The sequence below is a fragment of the Halorubrum hochsteinianum genome (assembly GCF_023702125.1).
GTDB lineage: Archaea > Halobacteriota > Halobacteria > Halobacteriales > Haloferacaceae > Halorubrum > Halorubrum hochsteinianum.
In genome coordinates, this window is record NZ_CP098415.1 from 47936 (window position 1) to 64621 (window position 16686).

A 16686-nucleotide genomic window follows, 5' to 3' on the forward strand; every position below is an offset into this window, starting at 1 on the left:
CGCGGCGAACGGTGCGTTTTTGCTCCGCGGGCGTGGCTCCACACACATGTCCGAGGGCGGCGGGGACGACGACGTGGAATCGGCCGGGGAGACCGACGGCGACGAGCTCACCTACGCGGACGCGGGCGTCGACATCGACGCGAGCGAGGCCGCGACCGCGGCGCTGATCGGCGCGGTCGGGTCCGACCCGGACGCGGGCGACTCGGCGAGCGACTACGCCGGAATGCTCGACATCGGCGACCGCTACCTCGCGCTCGCGACCGACGGGGTGGGGACGAAGCTGCTCGTCGCGGAGGCGCTCGGCGACTACTCGACGGTCGGGATCGACTGTATCGCGATGAACGTCAACGACCTCGTCGCTGCCGGCGTCCGGCCGGTCGCGTTCGTCGACTACCTCGCGGTCGACGAGCCGGACGAGCGGTTCGCCGAGCAGGTCGGCGAGGGGCTTTCGCGGGGGGCGGAGCTGGCCGACATCGAACTCGTCGGCGGCGAGACCGCGGTGATGCCCGACGTGATTCAGGGACTTGACCTCGCGGGTGCCTGCGTCGGCCTCGCCGCGAAGGACGGGGTGTTCGACGGCCGAGCGGAGCCGGGCGACGCCCTGGTCGGCTGGCGCTCCGCCGGGATCCACTCGAACGGGCTCACGCTGGCGCGGGAGGCCGTCACGCGCGACCACGACTACGCCGACGCGTGCCCGTTCGACGGGTACGAGACACTCGGCGAGGCGCTGCTCGAACCGACCGCGATATACACCGACCTGCTCGACCCGATGCGCGAGCACGGCGTGCGCGGCGCGGCCCACGTCACCGGCGGCGGCTGGACGAACCTCGAACGGCTCGGTGAGAACCGGTACGTGATCGACGACGCGTTCGACCCGCAGCCGGTCTTCGAGTTCGTCCAGCGCGAGGGGAGTGTCCCCGACGAGGAGATGTACCGCACGTTCAACATGGGGACCGGGTTCGTGGCCGCGCTGGACCCCGATGCGGCCGAGGAGCTGGCGGCGGAGACGGACGGGCGCGTGATCGGGCGCGTGGAGGAGCGAGGCGAGGGGGGCGACGGGGGATCCGTCGCGATCCGCGGGCTGACGTTGTAGGGTCCACCGGTACGCAGACGCGGCCGAGCCGGCGATCAGCCCAGTAGGCTCCGGAGCTTCTCGTCGGTGAACTCGACGTACGTGTCTCGCTCCGCGTCGCGGGCCTCGACCTCGGCCCGCAGTCTGTCGAACTCCGCCCCGAGGGCCGCGTACGTCTGACTGGACTCGAGGTCGGCGAGGCTCATCTTGGACTCGACGGTCGCCATCTTCGACGCGGTCGCGAACAGCTCCTGAAGCGTGTCGTCACACCCGTTGCGGACGTACATCTGCGAGACCGCGTCGCGGAGCCGGTCCGGCGAGACCGGTTTGACGAGGTAGTCGTCGAACGGCAGTTCGAGGACGTCGAGATCGGGATCGGCCGCCGTGACCATCACGACCCGGCACCCGAGGTCCCGCTCCCGGATCGATCGCAGCACGTCGTCACCGGTCATCGTCGGCATCCGGCGGTCGAGCAGGACGACATCTACCGTGTCGTCGAGGATTTCCAGCGCCTCGGCACCGGAGTAGGCGGTCGAAACCGCGTACCCGTCGGGGAACTCCGCGTAGAGGTCCGCCGTTTTCCTGTCGTCGTCGACGACCAGCACGGTCGCCCCGGTGGTCGTTGCTCTCTGTTCACTCATATTATCCTTACAGGCCGAGGCAGTATAACCGTTCCCACGATCGCGACCGGTCGACGATCCGCGTATCGCTCGGGATGGACCGACTTCGGAAGCGGTGTGCGCGGAGTCCGGTATCGGTGCCCGCCGTCAGTCGGCGTCGCCGTCGGCGGAGTCCGCGCGCGCCGCCTCGACGCGGTCCGCGGTGTCGTTGAGCGCGTCCGCGAGCTCCCGAGCCTGCGCCGGCGAGAGGTCGAACTCCTCGGCGTGCGCGGGGAGGTCGTCGACGGCGGTCCCGTCGAGTTCGACCTGTAGGCTGACGTGCTCGGGGTCCTCGCGCGGCGCGGTGACGTTCACGACGCCGGGCGCTTCCGTCTCGAACTCGTGGGCGCGGACCCGGCCGTCGACGAAGTCGAGCGTGGTGTACGCGTTGACGCGCAGCAGTCGGTTGCTCATGTCGAACGTGGTACGCCGCGGGCCGACTTCAGTCGTCCGACGGCGCGGGCGGGGCGTCCTCCATGGCGTCGTTCTCGGCGTACGGGTACCACGTGCGCTTCGTGTTGTGTAGCATCGGGTCCTCGTAGTCCGTCTCCTCGGGCTCGACGAGCGCGTCCAGCTCCTCGTCGTCGTGGCGCGCGACGAACGCGCGGAACGACTCGTCCTCGTTCCGCTCGGCCGCGAAGCCCTCGACCAGGTTCGCGATCGCGCCGGGCACCTCGTCCGCGGGCACGCGCTGGGTGACCCACCGGGCGAACCCCGGCTCCTCGCCGAGTCCGCCCCCGAGGCCGACGTCGAGCGCCTCGACCGGATCGCCGTCCTTGCGGGTCTTCATCCCGCGCAGGCTCACGTCGGCGATCTGCGGCTGCGCGCACGAGGCCGTACACCCGGAGAGGTGAACGTGGAACTCGTCGACGCCGTCGGGGAGCTCGACGTTTTCCTTCAGCCAGCGCGCGAACCGCACCTGCCGGTTCTTCGTCTCGACGATGGACAGCGAGCAGAACTCGGTGCCCGTACACGCGACCGAGCCGCGCATGAACGGCGACGGGGACGGCGAGTAGTGTTCCAAGAGCGGTTCCTCGCGGAAGTCGTCGAGCGCGTCGTCCGGCACGTCGGTGACGGTGACGTTCTGGCGCTGCGAGAGCCGGACCTCGCCGGAGCCGTACTCGTCGGCCAGGTCGGCCAGTTCGAGGACGTCTTCGGCACCCATCCGCCCGACGAGGACGTTGAGGCCGACGAAGTTGCGGCCGTCCTTCTGGTCGTGAACGCCGATCAGGTCGTTGCGCTCGCCCGATCCCGTGTTGTACGTGTACTCTTCGCGGACGTCCCGTCCCGCGGTCTTCAGCTCGAAGTCGACGTACTCGTCCTGTAGGGTCTCCCGGACCCTCTCCGGCCCCCACTCGTCGACGAGGAACTTGATCCGGGCGTTGTAGCGGTCCTCGCGGTCGCCGTTGTCGCGGAACAGCGCGGAGAGCCCGCCGGCGACGTCCGGGACCTTCTCCGGCGGGACCCACACGTCGATGTCGCGGGCCAGACGCGGCTCGTTGCGCGAGAGGCCGCCGCCGACCCGCACGTTGAAGCCGACGGCGTCCTCGCTTCCGTCGTCGTCGACCCCGCTCTCACCGCCGCCGATCTCCTTGTACGCCGGCTCGAACGCGAGGTCGTTGATGTCGCCCTGCCCGGAGCCGTCGGCGGAGCCGGTCACGGACACCTTCCACTTCCGCGGGAGGTTGGCGTGGTCGTCGTTGCCCTTGAACGTCTCGTTGAGCTCGCGGATGACCGGCCACGCGTCGATCACCTCCTGCCCGTCCTTGCCCGCGACGGGGTTGCCGACGATGTTGCGCCAGGAGTCGCCGCAGGCCTGCTGGGTCGAGAGGCCGTTCGCCTCCAGCTTCTCGAATATCGCGGGCACGTCGGAGAGCTCGATCCAGTGGAGCTGGATCGACTGCCGGGTGGTGAAGTCGGCGTAGGCGTCGCCGAAGATCGGGTTCGTCCCGGGGCCGCGGGCGTACTCGTCGGCGATCTCGCCGACGACCCGGAGCTGTCCCGGTTCGAGGACGCCGTTCGGCGTCCCGATCCGCAGCATGAAGTAGCCCTCCTGACCGTTCCGCTGGTGGTACAGCCCCCACCATTTGAAGCGCTCGAACCACGCGTCTCGCTCGTCGTCCGGGATCGAGTCGAAGCCCTCCTCGGCGAACTCGAAGAGGCGGTCTCGGACCTCGTTCCCGTAGACCTCGGATTTCCAGTTCTCTACGTCCGTTGGCATCGCCACCGGCTACACCCGGCGGGGATATAGCCGAACGCACCGTGTCAACGCTTCCCGGTGGTTCCCCGAACCGGCAAGTGTTACCCGTCTGAACTGCGAGTCGGCCGGCGGACCGCGTCGCGGTCGATTTCGACGAAGGAGCCGCCGCGAACCCGTCCGACGGGGATCCAGCCCGTGGTGCCGCTCTCGCCGCAGGCGATACACTGGCCGTACACGCGCACCTTCACGGTCGCGCCGTCGACGCCGACCGCCTGGAAGTTCTCGACGGCGAGGTCGGTGAGCGCGCACTCACAGAAATCCGGCGCGTCGAGCCGCCACAGTTCGCTGACGCGGACTTTCCGGTCGTCGTTGACGGAGATCCACGCCCCGTCGTCGAGGACGCGCAGTCGAGTGGTCACGCCTCACGTTCCCCCGCCGCGGTCCAATGGGTGACGGTGGTCGCAATCGCCGACCGTTTCGATGACGCCGCGCGATCGAGAAACCGCCGGACTACACCCTCATCACCGCTAAAATTATTCTCCGAGCTACCGGATACGAAATCCGGTATCCGTGAGTGGGGGTCCGATTTACGACCGTGGCCGTACTTATGACTCGTGGGCGCGTACCACGGTGTGATGACCGATCCGGTTCCCGACGCCACCGGCGATCGACCCGCCGGCCCGGGCGACGACGGCGAGTACCGACAGCACGCGTCCGCGGACGTAGCGCCCGAGCTCTTCGACGACGTCCCGGAGGGACGATGACCGAGTCGGCCGACCGCCACGCGAGCGGCGAGGAACGAGCGGGAGCCGATCGGGTGGACGCCGACGGACGGGAAGACGGAGAGGCCGAGCAGGATCGAGAGCCCGACGACGGGGACGAATCGAGCCACCTCGACGGCGTCGAGGACGGCGCGGGCTGCACGGAGATCTGGGAGCGGCTCTCCGAAAACCGAGAAAATACTGAATAGACGAGTTCTAAAATGTAGTTGGGTAGAAATAAACTAAGCCAATTTTCAAATATACAATTATAAGACACAGAATATTTTAGCTGCCGATACCTATTAGAACTTAAATAGTTGGAAAATGTAGGAATGGTTATGCCTAGTGTCTCGTTAAGTGGATATTCAAGAAATCAGCTCTTACCTGTGATGAAAAGAGTTGATAACTGGATCTGCTGGGCTAGATCTCCGGTGGGTAATAAAATACCACTGAATATTAATCAATATAATGAGTATAGTGGAAGATATGCTAGTAGTAAGTATTATGACAGAGAGATTTGGCAGACGTATAATCAAGCTAGGCGAATGGAATCTGGGGATAGTGCTATTGATGGCGTCGGTTTTGTACCTTCGAATAAGAGTATCAGCTTTATAGACATCGACAATTGTCTCAATAAAAGTACAAAAAGAATTGACCCAGAAATATATCAACTAATTACTGAGGTAAATTCATATACTGAGATATCAGATAGTGGCCGAGGCCTCCACGTTTTTTGTAGGGGTAATGCCCCCTCCTATGGCTGGACACCTGATTCATATAGTCATGATATAAGTGTGTTTGATGGAAGCTGGGTGGCTGTCACCGAAAACCATGTAGAGGGATTCCCAAAAAGCGTTCAAGGAGGGTCAAGTGATCTAGAGAAAATCTGTAATGAATACGACATAGATACTCACGGTGGATGGTAATTTAAACCGTTGCTTGATTATTTTCTATTTCGTCATTGAAGGACTCTGTTATCGCATCGTGATCTAATTTATTGTACCAGTAGTTTGTCGTTCTGGGAGTCGACTTCTTTATATTCTTTCTTTTTTGTATTAGATTTTCATATGTGGCTTTATTTTCATCCGTTTCCGAACTGCTCGTTGCTAGTTCTAAGTTATAAAAATCCTTGAACTCATCATATAGATCATGGTATTCATCGGCAGCGCGGTAGTGCTTTTCAGACTTTTTTCCTAAGTCAAGAATTGCGTCAGCCCAAGAAACAATTGCTACTATCAAAGCTATTGTGAGGATCAAGTTTTCACCTGCAGATTCCCATATCAATAGCCCAGCGAGTAATGCTGTTCCTATCGCTACAAAGAAGGACATGAAGTTGTTTCTCCTTTCGTATCCTTCTGCCATTTTATAATGAGTTTTATACACATACTTTAGATTGTGTAGGATTTCCTCAGTACGGTCTTCCAGTTCGTTACTCTGAGTCATATGAATCAATTATTCTTGATAGCTGATAAAATTGGTCACGACAGCTGCGCCGCGATGTCGGCCTCCGTGATGATCCCGACCGTCTCGCCGCCATCGGTCACCATCACGGCCTTGTAGTGGTCCAGCAGGTTCCGGACCTCGTCGACGGTCGCGGACGGCGCGACCGTCGGGAACGACTCGCTCATCACTTCGCTCACGGGGTGGTCGCCGACGTTCTCGCCGGCGTGGACGACATCGCCCTGACTGATCGAGCCGACCGGCACGCCGTTCTGGAGGACCGGGAGCTGCGAGTACGCCTCGGCCTCCATCAGCTCGACGGCCCCGCTCACCGCGTCGTCGGGCGCGACGCTGATCACGGTCTCGTTCATCAGGTCGGCCGCGCGGACGACCTCGCCTTCCGCCTCCTGGAGGGCGTTGACGATGCGGCGGAGTGTGGAGAGCCGGGGGTCGACGTCGCCGCCCTCGATCCGCGCGATGAGCGGCTGGGAGACGTCCGCGGCGTCGGCGAGTTCGCTCTGGGTCAGCTCCAGCGCCGTCCGGCGCTCGCGGAGGTCCTGTGGCGTCGGCAGTTCCATGCCGACTAATTACTTAAGGTTATTAGAAAAGCTTTCGGCACCGACCGAACTCGTGCCGCCGGGGTCATCAGCTCCGCCGTCCGAGGGGGAACCGATCGCGGTCGCCGTTATCGCGCCGGCTCCTCGTCCTCGTCGTCGCCCTCGGTCTCGAAGACGTCGATGACTTCGAGCGGGACGTCGCGGAGCGCGCCGCCGACCTCGCTTTTCGCGATCCGCTCGGCGTGCTCCTCGCTGTCGGCGTTGAACACGTCGATCTCCAAGAGGAGCCCCACGAGCGCCGTGTTCGCCGCGAGGAACGCGGCGTCGAACGGCTCGCCGCAGGCCGGACAGCCGGTGACGCCGGGTTCGACCTCGACGTACTGCTTGTCCGTCTCGTTGAGTCGCTTTCCGGCTTCGCTAACCGCGACGCCGATGGCGTCGTCGGTCTCCTCGACGTCTCGGACCAACCAGGCGGCTTCCATCGCGACCTCGTAGTTGCTCATACTCGGCCGGACGGGCCGCAGGGTTTCTTGTCTTGCGGTTCTCCCGCGGTCCGAGCGACGGCCGGGATCGCCCGCAGCGACGCCTTACAGCCGGTCGACGACCGCGGCGGTCACCTCGTCGGTCGTCGCCGAGCCGCCGAGGTCGCCGGTGCGCGGCCCGTCCGAGAGGACGCCCTCGACCGCGTCGCGCACGCGCCGCCCAGCCTCGACGTGGCCCAGGTACTCGACGAGCATGGCCGCCGAGAGGATCGCCGCGGTCGGGTTCGCGACGCCCTCGCCCGCGATGTCGGGCGCGGTGCCGTGGACCGGCTCGAACAGGCCGTTGTCGTGACCCACGTTCGCCGACGGGAGCAGTCCAAGCCCGCCGACGAGCCCGGCCGCGAGGTCGGAGAGCACGTCGCCCGCGAGGTTCGGGCAGACGATCACGCCGTACTGCGAGGGGTCGAGCGGGAGCTTCGTCGCGAACGCGTCCATCAGCTCCTCGTCGGCGTCGACGCCGCGCTCCGCGGCGACCGAGAGCACCTCATTGCGGAAGCGCCCGTCCGTCTCGCGCATCACGTTCGCCTTGTGCGCGACGGTGAATCCCGCCTCGGGGTCGCCGGCGGGCCCGCGCCCGGCCTCGACAAAGTCGCACGCGTACTCGGCCAGCTCCCGCGAGGCCGACGAGGTGACGACGCGCGTCAGCGTCGAGAGGTCCTCTGAGAGCCGGTCCTCGTGGCCCGAGTAGACGCCCTCGGTGTTCTCGCGGAGGAAGACCACGTCGGTCTCCGGCCGGAGCGCGTCGACGCCGGGGAACGCCTTCGCGGGTCGGACGTTGACGAACGAGTCGACCGCCTCCCGCAGCGGGAGGATCACGTCGGCGGCGGTCTCGCCGGCCGCGCCGAACAGCGTCGCGTCCGCGTCGGCGACGCGCTCGTACGTCTCGGTCGGGAGCGCCTCGCCGGTGGCGTCCCTCGTCGCGTCGCCCGCCTCGGCGGCGACGAATTCGAAGTCGAGATCGAGCGACTCCAACACCTCGACGGCGGCCGGCACGACCTCGCGGCCGATGCCGTCGCCCTCGATGACGACGATCTCGTCGGACATCCGGTCAGTCGTCCCCCTCGACGTACGGGAGGTCGGCGACCGTGTCGTCCACCTTGCTCCGGTTCGAGTACATCAGCGCGGTCGTGTCCCAGATGCCCTCGACGAGGGCCTCTCGCATCGCGTCGTCGACGTCGACGTCGATGACGGTGTCGCCGTAGGTGACGGTCTCGCCCTCGACGTCGATCTCGACGTCGCCGTCGGGGTTGGCCTCGATCCACTCCTGAACTTCGACGACCGTCTCGTGGTCCGTCGTGACCGCCGGAATGCCGAGCGACTTACAGTTGTCGCGGAAGATCTCGGCGTACGACTCGCCGACGACGCCGTCGATCCCCCACCGCATCATCGCCTGCGGCGCGTGTTCGCGGGAGGAGCCGCAGCCGAAGTTGGAGTTGACGACCGCGATCGACGCGCCCTCGAAGCGGTTGAGGGGGTGGTCGTTGAACTCGCCGTCGTCGTTCCGCCGGGCGTCGTAGAAGAGGTAGTCCGCCATGTTGTCGAACGTGACCTCCTTCATGAACTTCGCCGGCAGGATCTGGTCGGTGTCCACGTCGTCGCCCGGGATGGGGACGCCCGTGCCGGAGACGTCGGTGATGTGCTGGTCGTCCGCGTCGTTCGCGCTCATCAGTCGGCCACCTCCTCGACGCCGCCGGCACCGCCGGTCGACCCGTCGTCGAGGTATTCGCGCGCGTCGGCGACCTGACCCTCGACGGCCGCGGCCGCGACCATCGCGGGACTCATCAGGACGGTGCGGCCGTCCTTCGACCCCTGTCGCCCGATGAAGTTGCGGTTCGACGAGGAGGCGCAGACTTCGTCGCCCTCCAAGGCGTCGTCGTTCATCGCGAGACACATCGAGCAGCCGGCGCGACGCCACTGGAAGCCGGCGTTGATGAACGTTTCGTCGATCCCGCGCTCCTCGCACTGCTGGCGCACGGTCTCGGAGCCGGGGACGGCCAGCGCGCGGACGTCCGCGTCGACCGTGTTGCCCTCCAGTATCTTCGCGGCCTCCTCGAAGTCGGAGAGGCGGCCGTTGGTACAGGTGCCGAGGAACGCCACGTCGACGTCGTATCCGAGCATCGACTGGCCGGCCTCTATCTCCATGTGATCGAGCGCCTGCTCGGCCGCCTCGCGGTCGGTCCGGGCCTCGAAGTCGTCCGGGTGCGGGACCGGCTCCGAGATCTCGATCACCTGTCCGGGGTTTATCCCCCAGGTGACGAGCGGGTCGAGCCCGTCGGCGTCGACGGTGACCACGTCGTCGTACTCGGCGTCCGTGTCGGAGCTGATCGACTCCCAGTACGCCTTCCGCTCCTCGAACGCCTCGCCTTCGGGGACGTACTCGCGTCCTCGCAGGTACTCGTAGGTGGTCTCGTCGGGGTTGATGTAGCCGGCGCGGGCGCCGCCCTCGATGGACATGTTACACACCGCGAGCCGACCCTCCATGTCGAGCGCCTCGATGGCGGGCCCGCCGTACTCGTACACGTGGCCGACGCCGCCGTCGACGCCGAGGTCCTGGATCACTTTCAGGATCACGTCCTTCGCGTAGACGCCCTCGCCGAGCTCGCCCTCGACGTTGACCCGGCGGACCTTCTGTTTGTCCGCCGCGATACAGCCCGTCGCGAGCACGTCGCGGATCTGGCTCGTTCCGATACCGACGCCGATGGAGCCAAACGCGCCGTGGGTCGCGGTGTGGCTGTCGCCGCAGGCGACGGTCATCCCCGGCTGGGAGAGTCCGAGTTCGGGGGCGACGACGTGAGTGATCCCCTGCTCTCCGGACTCGAAGCCGAAGAACGTGATCCCGCTTTCGCCCACGTTGCGTTCGAGCGCGGAGAGCATCTCCTCGGCCTGGTCGTCGGCGAGGGGACGCTCCCGCTTCTCGGCCTCGGTCGGCGCGATGTGGTCCGTCGTCGCGAACGTCCGGTCCGGGTGCGCGACGTCGAGGTCGCGCTCGCGGAGCATCCCGAACGCCTGCGGGCTCGTCACCTCGTGGACGAGATGGAGGCCGACAAACAGCTGGTCCTGGCCGTTGGGAAGCTCAGTCACCTTGTGTCGGTCCCACACCTTGTCGTACAGCGTCCCCTCGCTCATCAGGCGGTCACCTCGGCGCTCTCCTCCTCGTCGTCCTCCGCCGACTCCTCCCACGAGAACAGGCCGCGGAGCTCCTCGCCGACAGCCTCGATCTCGTGGTTCTTCTCGGCGGTCCTGAGCTGGGTGTAGGAGGGGCGTCCCGCCTGGTTCTCCGCGATCCACTCGCGGGCGAACTGGCCGTTCTGGACCTTCTCTAAGACCTCCTCCATGTTCTCGCGGGCGTGCTCGTCGACGACCACGTCGCCCTGCGTGAGCCCGCCGTACTCGGCGGTGTCGGACACCGAGTCCCACATCTCGCCGAGCCCGCCCTCGTACATCAGGTCGACGATGAGTTTCAGCTCGTTGAGACACTCGAAGTACGCCATCTCCGGCGAGTAGCCGGCGTCGACGAGCGTCTCGTACCCCTGCTTGACGAGCGAGGTGACGCCGCCACAGAGGACGGCCTGCTCGCCGAACAGGTCGGTCTCCGTCTCCTCGCGGAACGACGTCTCGACGACGCCGGCGCGGGTACAGCCGATCGCGGCCGCGTACGCGAGTCCCTCGTCGTGGGCGTGGCCGGTCGCGTCCTGGTACACTGCGAGGAGGCCGGGAGTCCCCTGGTCGTTCTCGTAGTTGCGGCGCACGAGGTGGCCCGGGGACTTCGGCGCGACCATCGTCACGTCGACGTTCTCGGGCGGCTGGATCTGGTTGTAGTGGATGTTGAACCCGTGCGCGAACTGGAGCGTGTCGCCCGCCTCCAGGTTCGGCTCCACCGCGTTCTCGTACACGTCCGGCTGGACGGTGTCGGGCACGAGCACGCTCACGATGTCGGCCTCCGCGGCGGCGTCCGCGGGCGTCTCCACGCGGAGCCCGTCGCTCTCGGCGGCGGCCCGCGAGGAGCTCCCCTCGCGGAGGCCGACGATCACGTCGACCCCGCTGTCGGCGAGGTTCTGCGCGTGGGCGTGGCCCTGCGAGCCGTAGCCGAGGACGGCCACGGTCTTGTGAGCGATGGCCTCCTCGTCCGCGTCGTCGTCGTAGTATACTGTCGAATCGAACGTCTGCGTGTCGTCGTCGGTCATGTGTATCGTTGTGGGTTCGCGTCTGTCTTCGCGTCAGTCGTCGTGCGTGGTCGGTTCGCCGGCCGTTCCGGGTTTCTCTCCGGGCGCGGTTGGAGTGTTGCCCCGGGCGAGGGCGGTCGGCCCAGTCCGCGCGATCTCGACGATGCCGAACCGCTCGAACGCGCCGATCGCGCTGTCGACGTCGGTCTTGTCGCCGGTGAGTTCGACGGTGATCGTCTCCGGGCCGGCGTCGACCGTCTTCCCGTCGTACATCTCGGAGACGGCGTGGACCGCGGCCGGGTCGTCCGCCTCGACCTTCAGCAGGACCAGCTCCGAGGTGACGGCGTCGCCCGCGACCTCGCCGACCGAGATCACCGGCTTCAGCTTCGCCATCTGTTTCTCGATCTGGTCGATGCCGGGGTCCGTCTCCTCGACGACCATCGTGATCCGCGAGTGGCCGTCGACGGTCGTCGGCCCGACGGTGAGGCTCTCGATGTTGAACTGCCGCCGGGAGACGAGCCCGGAGACGCGCGCCAGCACGCCGGGCTCGTCCTCGACGAGCGCGGAGATCACCGCGCGCCGCGACTCGTGTTCCGCCTCGACGACGGGGTCGATCCGGATCCCCTCGAGGTTCCGCCGCCCCTCGGGGTGGTCGCGCTCCCGCGGTCCGGGCTGCTCGCTCGGCATGGGCCGGGAGTCGGTCTCCGGTCCCTCTCCGGCTGCGGAGCCGCCGTCGGTCGCGGGCCGGGGATCGGTCGACTCCTCGTCCGCTCGGTCGTCCGGCGACTCGCCGCTCATAGCTGGTCCTCCGCGGTCGCGAACTTACCGTTCGCGCCGCCGCTCGGCACCATCGGCAGGACGTTCTCCTCGGGGTCGACGTGGAAGTCGACCACGGCCGGTCCGTCGTAGTCGAGCGCCTCCTCGACGGCGGGGGCGACCTCGTCGTAGTCGTCGACGCGCAGGCCAAGGGCTCCGAACGCCTCCGCCAGCTTGTCGAACTCGGGCATCCAGCTGTACTCGGAGGCCATGTGGCGGCCCTCGTAGAACGCGTCCTGCCACTGGCGGACCATCCCGATGTACTCGTTGTTGAGGACGGCGATCGTGATGTCCAGCTCCTCGCGGACCGCGACCGACAGCTCCTGCATCGTCATCAGGAAGGAGCCGTCGCCGTCGAAACACACCACGTCGCGGTCGGACTCCCCCATCGTGTCGGCGGCGACGCGCGCGCCGACCGCGGCGGGCACGCCGTAGCCCATCGTGCCGAGCCCGTGCGAGGAGACCCACGTTCGCGGCTCGGAGTACGACCAGAACTGGGAGGCCCACATCTGGTGTTGGCCGACGCCCGTGGTGACGATGGTGTCGTCGTCCGTCGCCTCGTCGAACGCCTCGACGACGAACTGCGGCTTCAACGGCTCCTCGTCGGGGGTCGCGTACGTGAGCGGGTACGTCTCCTTCCACTCCGCGCAGCGCTCGCGCCACGCCCCGGCGTCGGGGGACTCGCGGACCGCGGCGGTCAGCTGGTCCAAGACGCGCCCGGCGTCGCCGACGAGCGGGTAGTCGGCGTACACGTTCTTCGAGATCTCCGCCGGGTCGATGTCGACGTGGATCACCTCGGCCTCGGGCGCGAACGTGTCGATCCCGCCCGTGAGCCGGTCGTCGAACCGCGTGCCGACCGCGATCAGGCAGTCCGTGTGGGTGATCGCGAGGTTCGCGTAGCCGGTGCCGTGCATCCCCGCCCACGAGAGCGAGAGGTCGTCGTCCTCGGGGAACGAGCCGATGCCCGGCATCGTCGTCGTCACCGGGATCCCGTAGCTGCGTGCGAACGTCCGCGCCTCGTCGCTCGCGTCGCCCTTGATGACGCCGCCCCCGAACAGACAGAGGGGGCGCTCGGCCGACTCGATGGCGCGCGCCGCCTCCTCGACCGCCTCGGCGTCCGCGTTCGGGTCGGGGTCGGTCCCCGCCGGCGGCGTCGCCGGCCCGGGCGTCCGGTCGGTCTCGTCCTGCGTCACGTCCTTCGGCAGGTCGACCAGCGTCGGGCCGGGCCGGCCGGCCCGTGACAGTTCGAACGCCTCGCCGACGGTGTCGCCGACCGTGTCGGCCCCGCCGGCGAAGTAGTTGTGCTTGGTGATCGGGCGGGTGACGCCGACCGTGTCGGTCTCCTGGAACGCGTCGTTCCCGACGAACTCCGTCGGGACCTGCCCGGTCAGCGCCAGCATCGCGTCCGAGTCCATGTCGGCGTCGGCGATGCCGGTGACGAGGTTCGTCGCCCCCGGACCGGAGGTGGCCATACAGAGGCCGGGCTCGCCGGCGACGACGCCGTACGCGTCGGCGGCGTGGGCCGCCCCCTGCTCGTGGGCCATCGTCACGTGCCGGATCGACGAGTCGTATAAGGCGTCGTAGACGGGCATGATCGCCCCGCCCTGAACGCCGAACGCGGTCTTCGCGCCCGCCGCCTCGAGGGCGGCGACGACCGACTCCGCGCCGGTCGAAACGGGTCCCGCGGGCTGTTCGTCGTCCGGGTCGGTCGGGTCGTCGGCCGCGGCGCCGGCGGACGAACCGTCGGACTCGTCTCCGTCGGACCGCGGCTGTGCTGCTGTGTCGCTCATTGTCGTGGTGGTGTTCGGTGTGGCATCTGGCGGGTTGTCGAGTCGGTCGCTGCGAACGCGGGACGAGCGGGACCGCGCCGCGCCTGTCGAGAGCGCGGGCACGTGCGTCGGAAACGGCCCGACCGCCGGCGTTCGGCGATGCGTCGCGTCGGTGAGGAAGGGATGGTGTAGGGGATCAGACCCCTACAATGATCGGCGCGACGGCTGCGGGAACGTCCGCTCGCTCCGTGACCGCGGTGTGCCGTCGCATCTCGCTCGGAGCAACGCGGCCGGGGTATAAATTCCTGTCGGGGAGCGCGAACCGGCTCCGCCGACGACCGCCGTCGCGGTCGCTCGGGGGGCGCTCCGGTCGCGGAGGCGGCCATCAGACCCGGACCTCCTCCTCGCGCGCCACGTCCGCCTCCTCGGCGAACCGCTCGACGTCGCCGGCCGTCACCCGCCGCTTGCCGGCTCCGTACTCCTTGACCCGCTTCGTGATCGACCGGACCTCGCCGTCCGTCGGGTCGAAGCCGGCCTCCACCAGGTGCTTGCGCACGCTGTGGGTGCCGGTGTGTTTACCCAGCACGAACTCGCGTTCGGCCCCGACCATCTCCGGGGTCATCACGCCGGTCTCGAACGTGTCGCTGTTCTCGATGACGCCGGCGGCGTGGATGCCCGACTCGTGGGCGAACGCGTTCCGCCCGGTGACGGGCTTGTTCGCCGGGACCGGGATGTCCGAGGCCTCCTCGACGATCCGGGCCAGCTTGGTGATCTGGGTCGTGTCGATGCCGGTGTCGACGCCGTACACCGACTCGACGGCCATCACGACCTCCTCGTAGGCGGCGTTGCCTGCGCGCTCGCCGATCCCGTTGACCGACACCTGCGCCTGCTCCGCGCCGTTCTCGAAGCCCATGACGGCGTTGGCCGCGGCCATCCCGAAGTCGTCGTGGGTGTGGACGTCGACGCGGGCGTCGGTCGCCTCGACGACGGCCGCCACGGTCTCGCCGAAGCTGGTCGGCATCCCGACGCCGCAGGTGTCGGGGATGTTGATCCAGTCGGTGCCCGCGTCGGACACCGCCTCGACGATGTCGATCAGGTAGTCCGGGTCCGTCCGGGTCGCGTCCATCGGCGAGAACATACACTCGACGCCGGCGTCTTTCACCGTCTCGACGGCGTCGACCGCCCGCCCCTTCGCTTCTTCCCGGGTCGCGTGCATCGAGTCCTCCAGCTGAACGTCGCTGGTGGAGACGAACACGTGGACCATCTCGACGCCGGAGTCGATGGCGGCCTCGATGTCGCCGTCGACGACGCGGGCCAGCCCGCAGACGGTCGTGTCCGTCGCGGCGGCGATGTCGCTGACGGCCTCGAACTCCGCGTCCGAGTTGACCGGGAACCCCGCCTCGATGACGTGGGTGTTCATGTCGTCCAGCGTCGCCGCTATGCGGCGTTTCTCGTCGTAGCTGAACGAAGTACGTGGTGACTGTTCTCCGTCTCGCAGGGTCGTGTCGAAGATCCTGACAGGACCGATTTCGACGTTAGAAGCTATCGTGCCCTGGAAGAACTCGATCCGCCGGGGTGTCCGACGAAGCCTCCGTGATGTCTGTCATCGGTTCACGACAAGACGGTCGGGTACTTAACGGTTTGGACGATCGCAAAATCGGAGTCGACCGGCAGTCGAGGTCGATGCGAGGCAAGACCGACAAATCGCCATACGGCAGCGATGTCAATACTCCTTAAGGAGGTAATACACACACCGGAGACTCGACGCGTATTCCGATCCGGAAGCCAGTTAATAAGTGGAATCGACGTTCGTTTCGTTCGGATCGGGGGCGGCCCGCGGCTCGCGCGCGGCGAGTCAGCGACCCGCACGGCGAGTGGATCCCGAGCCGCGCGGAGACCAGATACCGACCCCGGGAACGGTCCGAGTCGGGCGGCGGAACCGCCGTTACCGCCCGAGCGCGTCCGTCACGTCGCGCCGGAGTTCGAGCAGATCCGGGTCCGCCCGCTCGCGGGGGCGGTCGATGTCGACGTCGACGACGGCCTCGACTGAGCCGGGCTGGCCGCCGAGCACGACGACGCGGTCCGCGAGGTACACCGCCTCCTCGACGTCGTGGGTGACGAGGACGACGGTCGTGCCGCGCTCCTCCCACACGTCGAGCAGGTGGTCCTGCTGGTCGGCCTTCGTCAGCCGGTCGAGCGCCGAGAACGGCTCGTCGAGCAGCAGCACGGAGGGGTCGTACGCCAGCCCGCGCGCGAGCGACACGCGCTGGGCCATCCCGCCCGACAGCTGGTCCGGGCGGCTCTCGGAGAACCCGTCGAGCCCGACGGTCTCGATCAGCTCGTCGATCCGCTCGCGGGCGGCCGGCGCGTCGGGGTCGACGTCGGCCGGGAGTCCGACCGCGACGTTCTCGCGCACGTCGGCCCAGTCGAGCAGCCGCGGCTCCTGGAACACCATCCCCACGTCGTCGCTGCCGCCGTCGCGGACGTCGGTCCCGTCGACCGCGACGCGGCCGGCGAACTGCGGTTCGAGCCCGGAGAGCACGCGGAGCAGCGTCGACTTCCCGCAGCCCGAGGGGCCGACGACCGCGACGAACTCCCCGTCGGCGACCGCGAGGTCGACGCCGTCGAGCGCGACCGTGTCGTCGTACCGCTTCCGGAGGCCGTCGACCGCGAGGACGGGTTCCCCGCTGGACTCGGCGGCGTCGTC

General features: G+C 67.1%; 18 protein-coding genes and 1 pseudogene. 4 read left to right on the plus strand and 15 right to left on the minus strand.

What is annotated here, in order from left to right; translation table 11 throughout:
• Positions 1-46 precede the first annotated feature (46 nt).
• Positions 47-1093 carry a phosphoribosylformylglycinamidine cyclo-ligase gene (gene purM / locus NAF06_RS00270; protein ID WP_008586197.1) on the plus strand — a complete coding sequence of 349 codons (1047 nt, stop codon included), beginning with the start codon at positions 47-49 and terminating at the stop codon, positions 1091-1093.
• 35 nt (positions 1094-1128) lie between these two features.
• Here purM and NAF06_RS00275 read toward each other — a convergent pair whose 3' ends face one another.
• The 4 genes from NAF06_RS00275 to NAF06_RS00290 form a co-directional block, all read right to left on the minus strand.
• A complete protein-coding gene (locus NAF06_RS00275; protein ID WP_049908850.1) occupies positions 1129-1713 on the minus strand; it encodes a response regulator in 585 nt (194 codons plus the stop codon).
• Between the two features lie 126 nt (positions 1714-1839).
• Positions 1840-2145, minus strand: coding sequence for a DUF6360 family protein (locus NAF06_RS00280; RefSeq protein WP_008586193.1), 306 nt, complete (start codon positions 2143-2145; stop codon positions 1840-1842).
• 28 nt (positions 2146-2173) lie between these two features.
• Positions 2174-3952, minus strand: a complete 1779-nt coding sequence (locus NAF06_RS00285; protein WP_008586191.1) for a nitrite/sulfite reductase — start codon at positions 3950-3952, stop codon at positions 2174-2176.
• Between the two features lie 80 nt (positions 3953-4032).
• Entirely contained in the window at positions 4033-4350 is a 318-nt protein-coding gene (locus tag NAF06_RS00290; RefSeq protein ID WP_008586188.1) for a DUF8134 family protein, read from the minus strand.
• A 216-nt stretch (positions 4351-4566) separates the two neighbouring features.
• On the opposite strand from NAF06_RS00290, the gene NAF06_RS15440 reads away from it, so the two are divergent.
• The 3 genes from NAF06_RS15440 (at position 4567) to NAF06_RS00300 (ending at position 5618) form a co-directional block, all read left to right on the plus strand.
• Positions 4567-4695: a hypothetical protein gene (locus tag NAF06_RS15440; protein WP_256470646.1), complete on the plus strand. Its 129-nt coding sequence runs from the start codon at positions 4567-4569 to the stop codon at positions 4693-4695.
• The gene (locus NAF06_RS00295; protein WP_008586184.1) at positions 4692-4901 is read left to right on the plus strand and encodes a hypothetical protein; all 210 of its coding nucleotides are present in this window, start codon (positions 4692-4694) and stop codon (positions 4899-4901) included. Before NAF06_RS15440 ends, NAF06_RS00295 begins: the two co-directional genes overlap by 4 nt.
• Before the next feature lie 129 nt (positions 4902-5030).
• On the plus strand, positions 5031-5618 hold the full coding sequence (locus NAF06_RS00300; RefSeq protein WP_152418758.1) for a hypothetical protein: 588 nt from the start codon (positions 5031-5033) through the stop codon (positions 5616-5618).
• Position 5619: 1 nt separating this feature from the next.
• Here the strand turns inward: NAF06_RS00300 and NAF06_RS00305 are convergent, their stop codons facing one another.
• The 11 genes and pseudogenes from NAF06_RS00305 to NAF06_RS00355 all read right to left on the minus strand — a co-directional run.
• The gene (locus NAF06_RS00305) at positions 5620-6135 is read right to left on the minus strand and encodes an SLATT domain-containing protein (RefSeq protein ID WP_152418757.1); all 516 of its coding nucleotides are present in this window, start codon (positions 6133-6135) and stop codon (positions 5620-5622) included.
• Between the two features lie 35 nt (positions 6136-6170).
• A complete protein-coding gene (locus tag NAF06_RS00310; RefSeq protein ID WP_006628588.1) occupies positions 6171-6710 on the minus strand; it encodes a CBS domain-containing protein in 540 nt (179 codons plus the stop codon).
• Positions 6711-6817: 107 nt separating this feature from the next.
• On the minus strand, positions 6818-7192 hold the full coding sequence (locus NAF06_RS00315; RefSeq protein WP_006628589.1) for a DUF555 domain-containing protein: 375 nt from the start codon (positions 7190-7192) through the stop codon (positions 6818-6820).
• Between the two features lie 84 nt (positions 7193-7276).
• A complete protein-coding gene (locus NAF06_RS00320) occupies positions 7277-8275 on the minus strand; it encodes an isocitrate/isopropylmalate family dehydrogenase (RefSeq protein WP_008586179.1) in 999 nt (332 codons plus the stop codon).
• 4 nt (positions 8276-8279) lie between these two features.
• A complete protein-coding gene (locus NAF06_RS00325) occupies positions 8280-8897 on the minus strand; it encodes a 3-isopropylmalate dehydratase small subunit (protein ID WP_008586177.1) in 618 nt (205 codons plus the stop codon).
• On the minus strand, positions 8897-10357 hold the full coding sequence (leuC, locus tag NAF06_RS00330) for a 3-isopropylmalate dehydratase large subunit (protein WP_008586176.1): 1461 nt from the start codon (positions 10355-10357) through the stop codon (positions 8897-8899). The genes NAF06_RS00325 and leuC overlap by 1 nt, the downstream gene beginning before the upstream one ends.
• Positions 10357-11415, minus strand: a complete 1059-nt coding sequence (gene ilvC / locus NAF06_RS00335; protein ID WP_008586174.1) for a ketol-acid reductoisomerase — start codon at positions 11413-11415, stop codon at positions 10357-10359. Before ilvC ends, leuC begins: the two co-directional genes overlap by 1 nt.
• A gap of 33 nt (positions 11416-11448) precedes the next feature.
• Positions 11449-12192 carry an acetolactate synthase small subunit gene (ilvN, locus tag NAF06_RS00340; protein ID WP_008586172.1) on the minus strand — a complete coding sequence of 248 codons (744 nt, stop codon included), beginning with the start codon at positions 12190-12192 and terminating at the stop codon, positions 11449-11451.
• Positions 12189-14000, minus strand: a complete 1812-nt coding sequence (ilvB, locus tag NAF06_RS00345) for a biosynthetic-type acetolactate synthase large subunit (protein WP_008586170.1) — start codon at positions 13998-14000, stop codon at positions 12189-12191. The genes ilvN and ilvB overlap by 4 nt, the downstream gene beginning before the upstream one ends.
• 364 nt (positions 14001-14364) lie before the next feature.
• A complete protein-coding gene (locus NAF06_RS00350) occupies positions 14365-15546 on the minus strand; it encodes a LeuA family protein (protein WP_425601825.1) in 1182 nt (393 codons plus the stop codon).
• Positions 15547-15924: 378 nt separating this feature from the next.
• Positions 15925-16593, minus strand: a pseudogene (locus NAF06_RS00355) (ABC transporter ATP-binding protein); the annotation flags it as partial.
• Positions 16594-16686 lie beyond the last annotated feature (93 nt).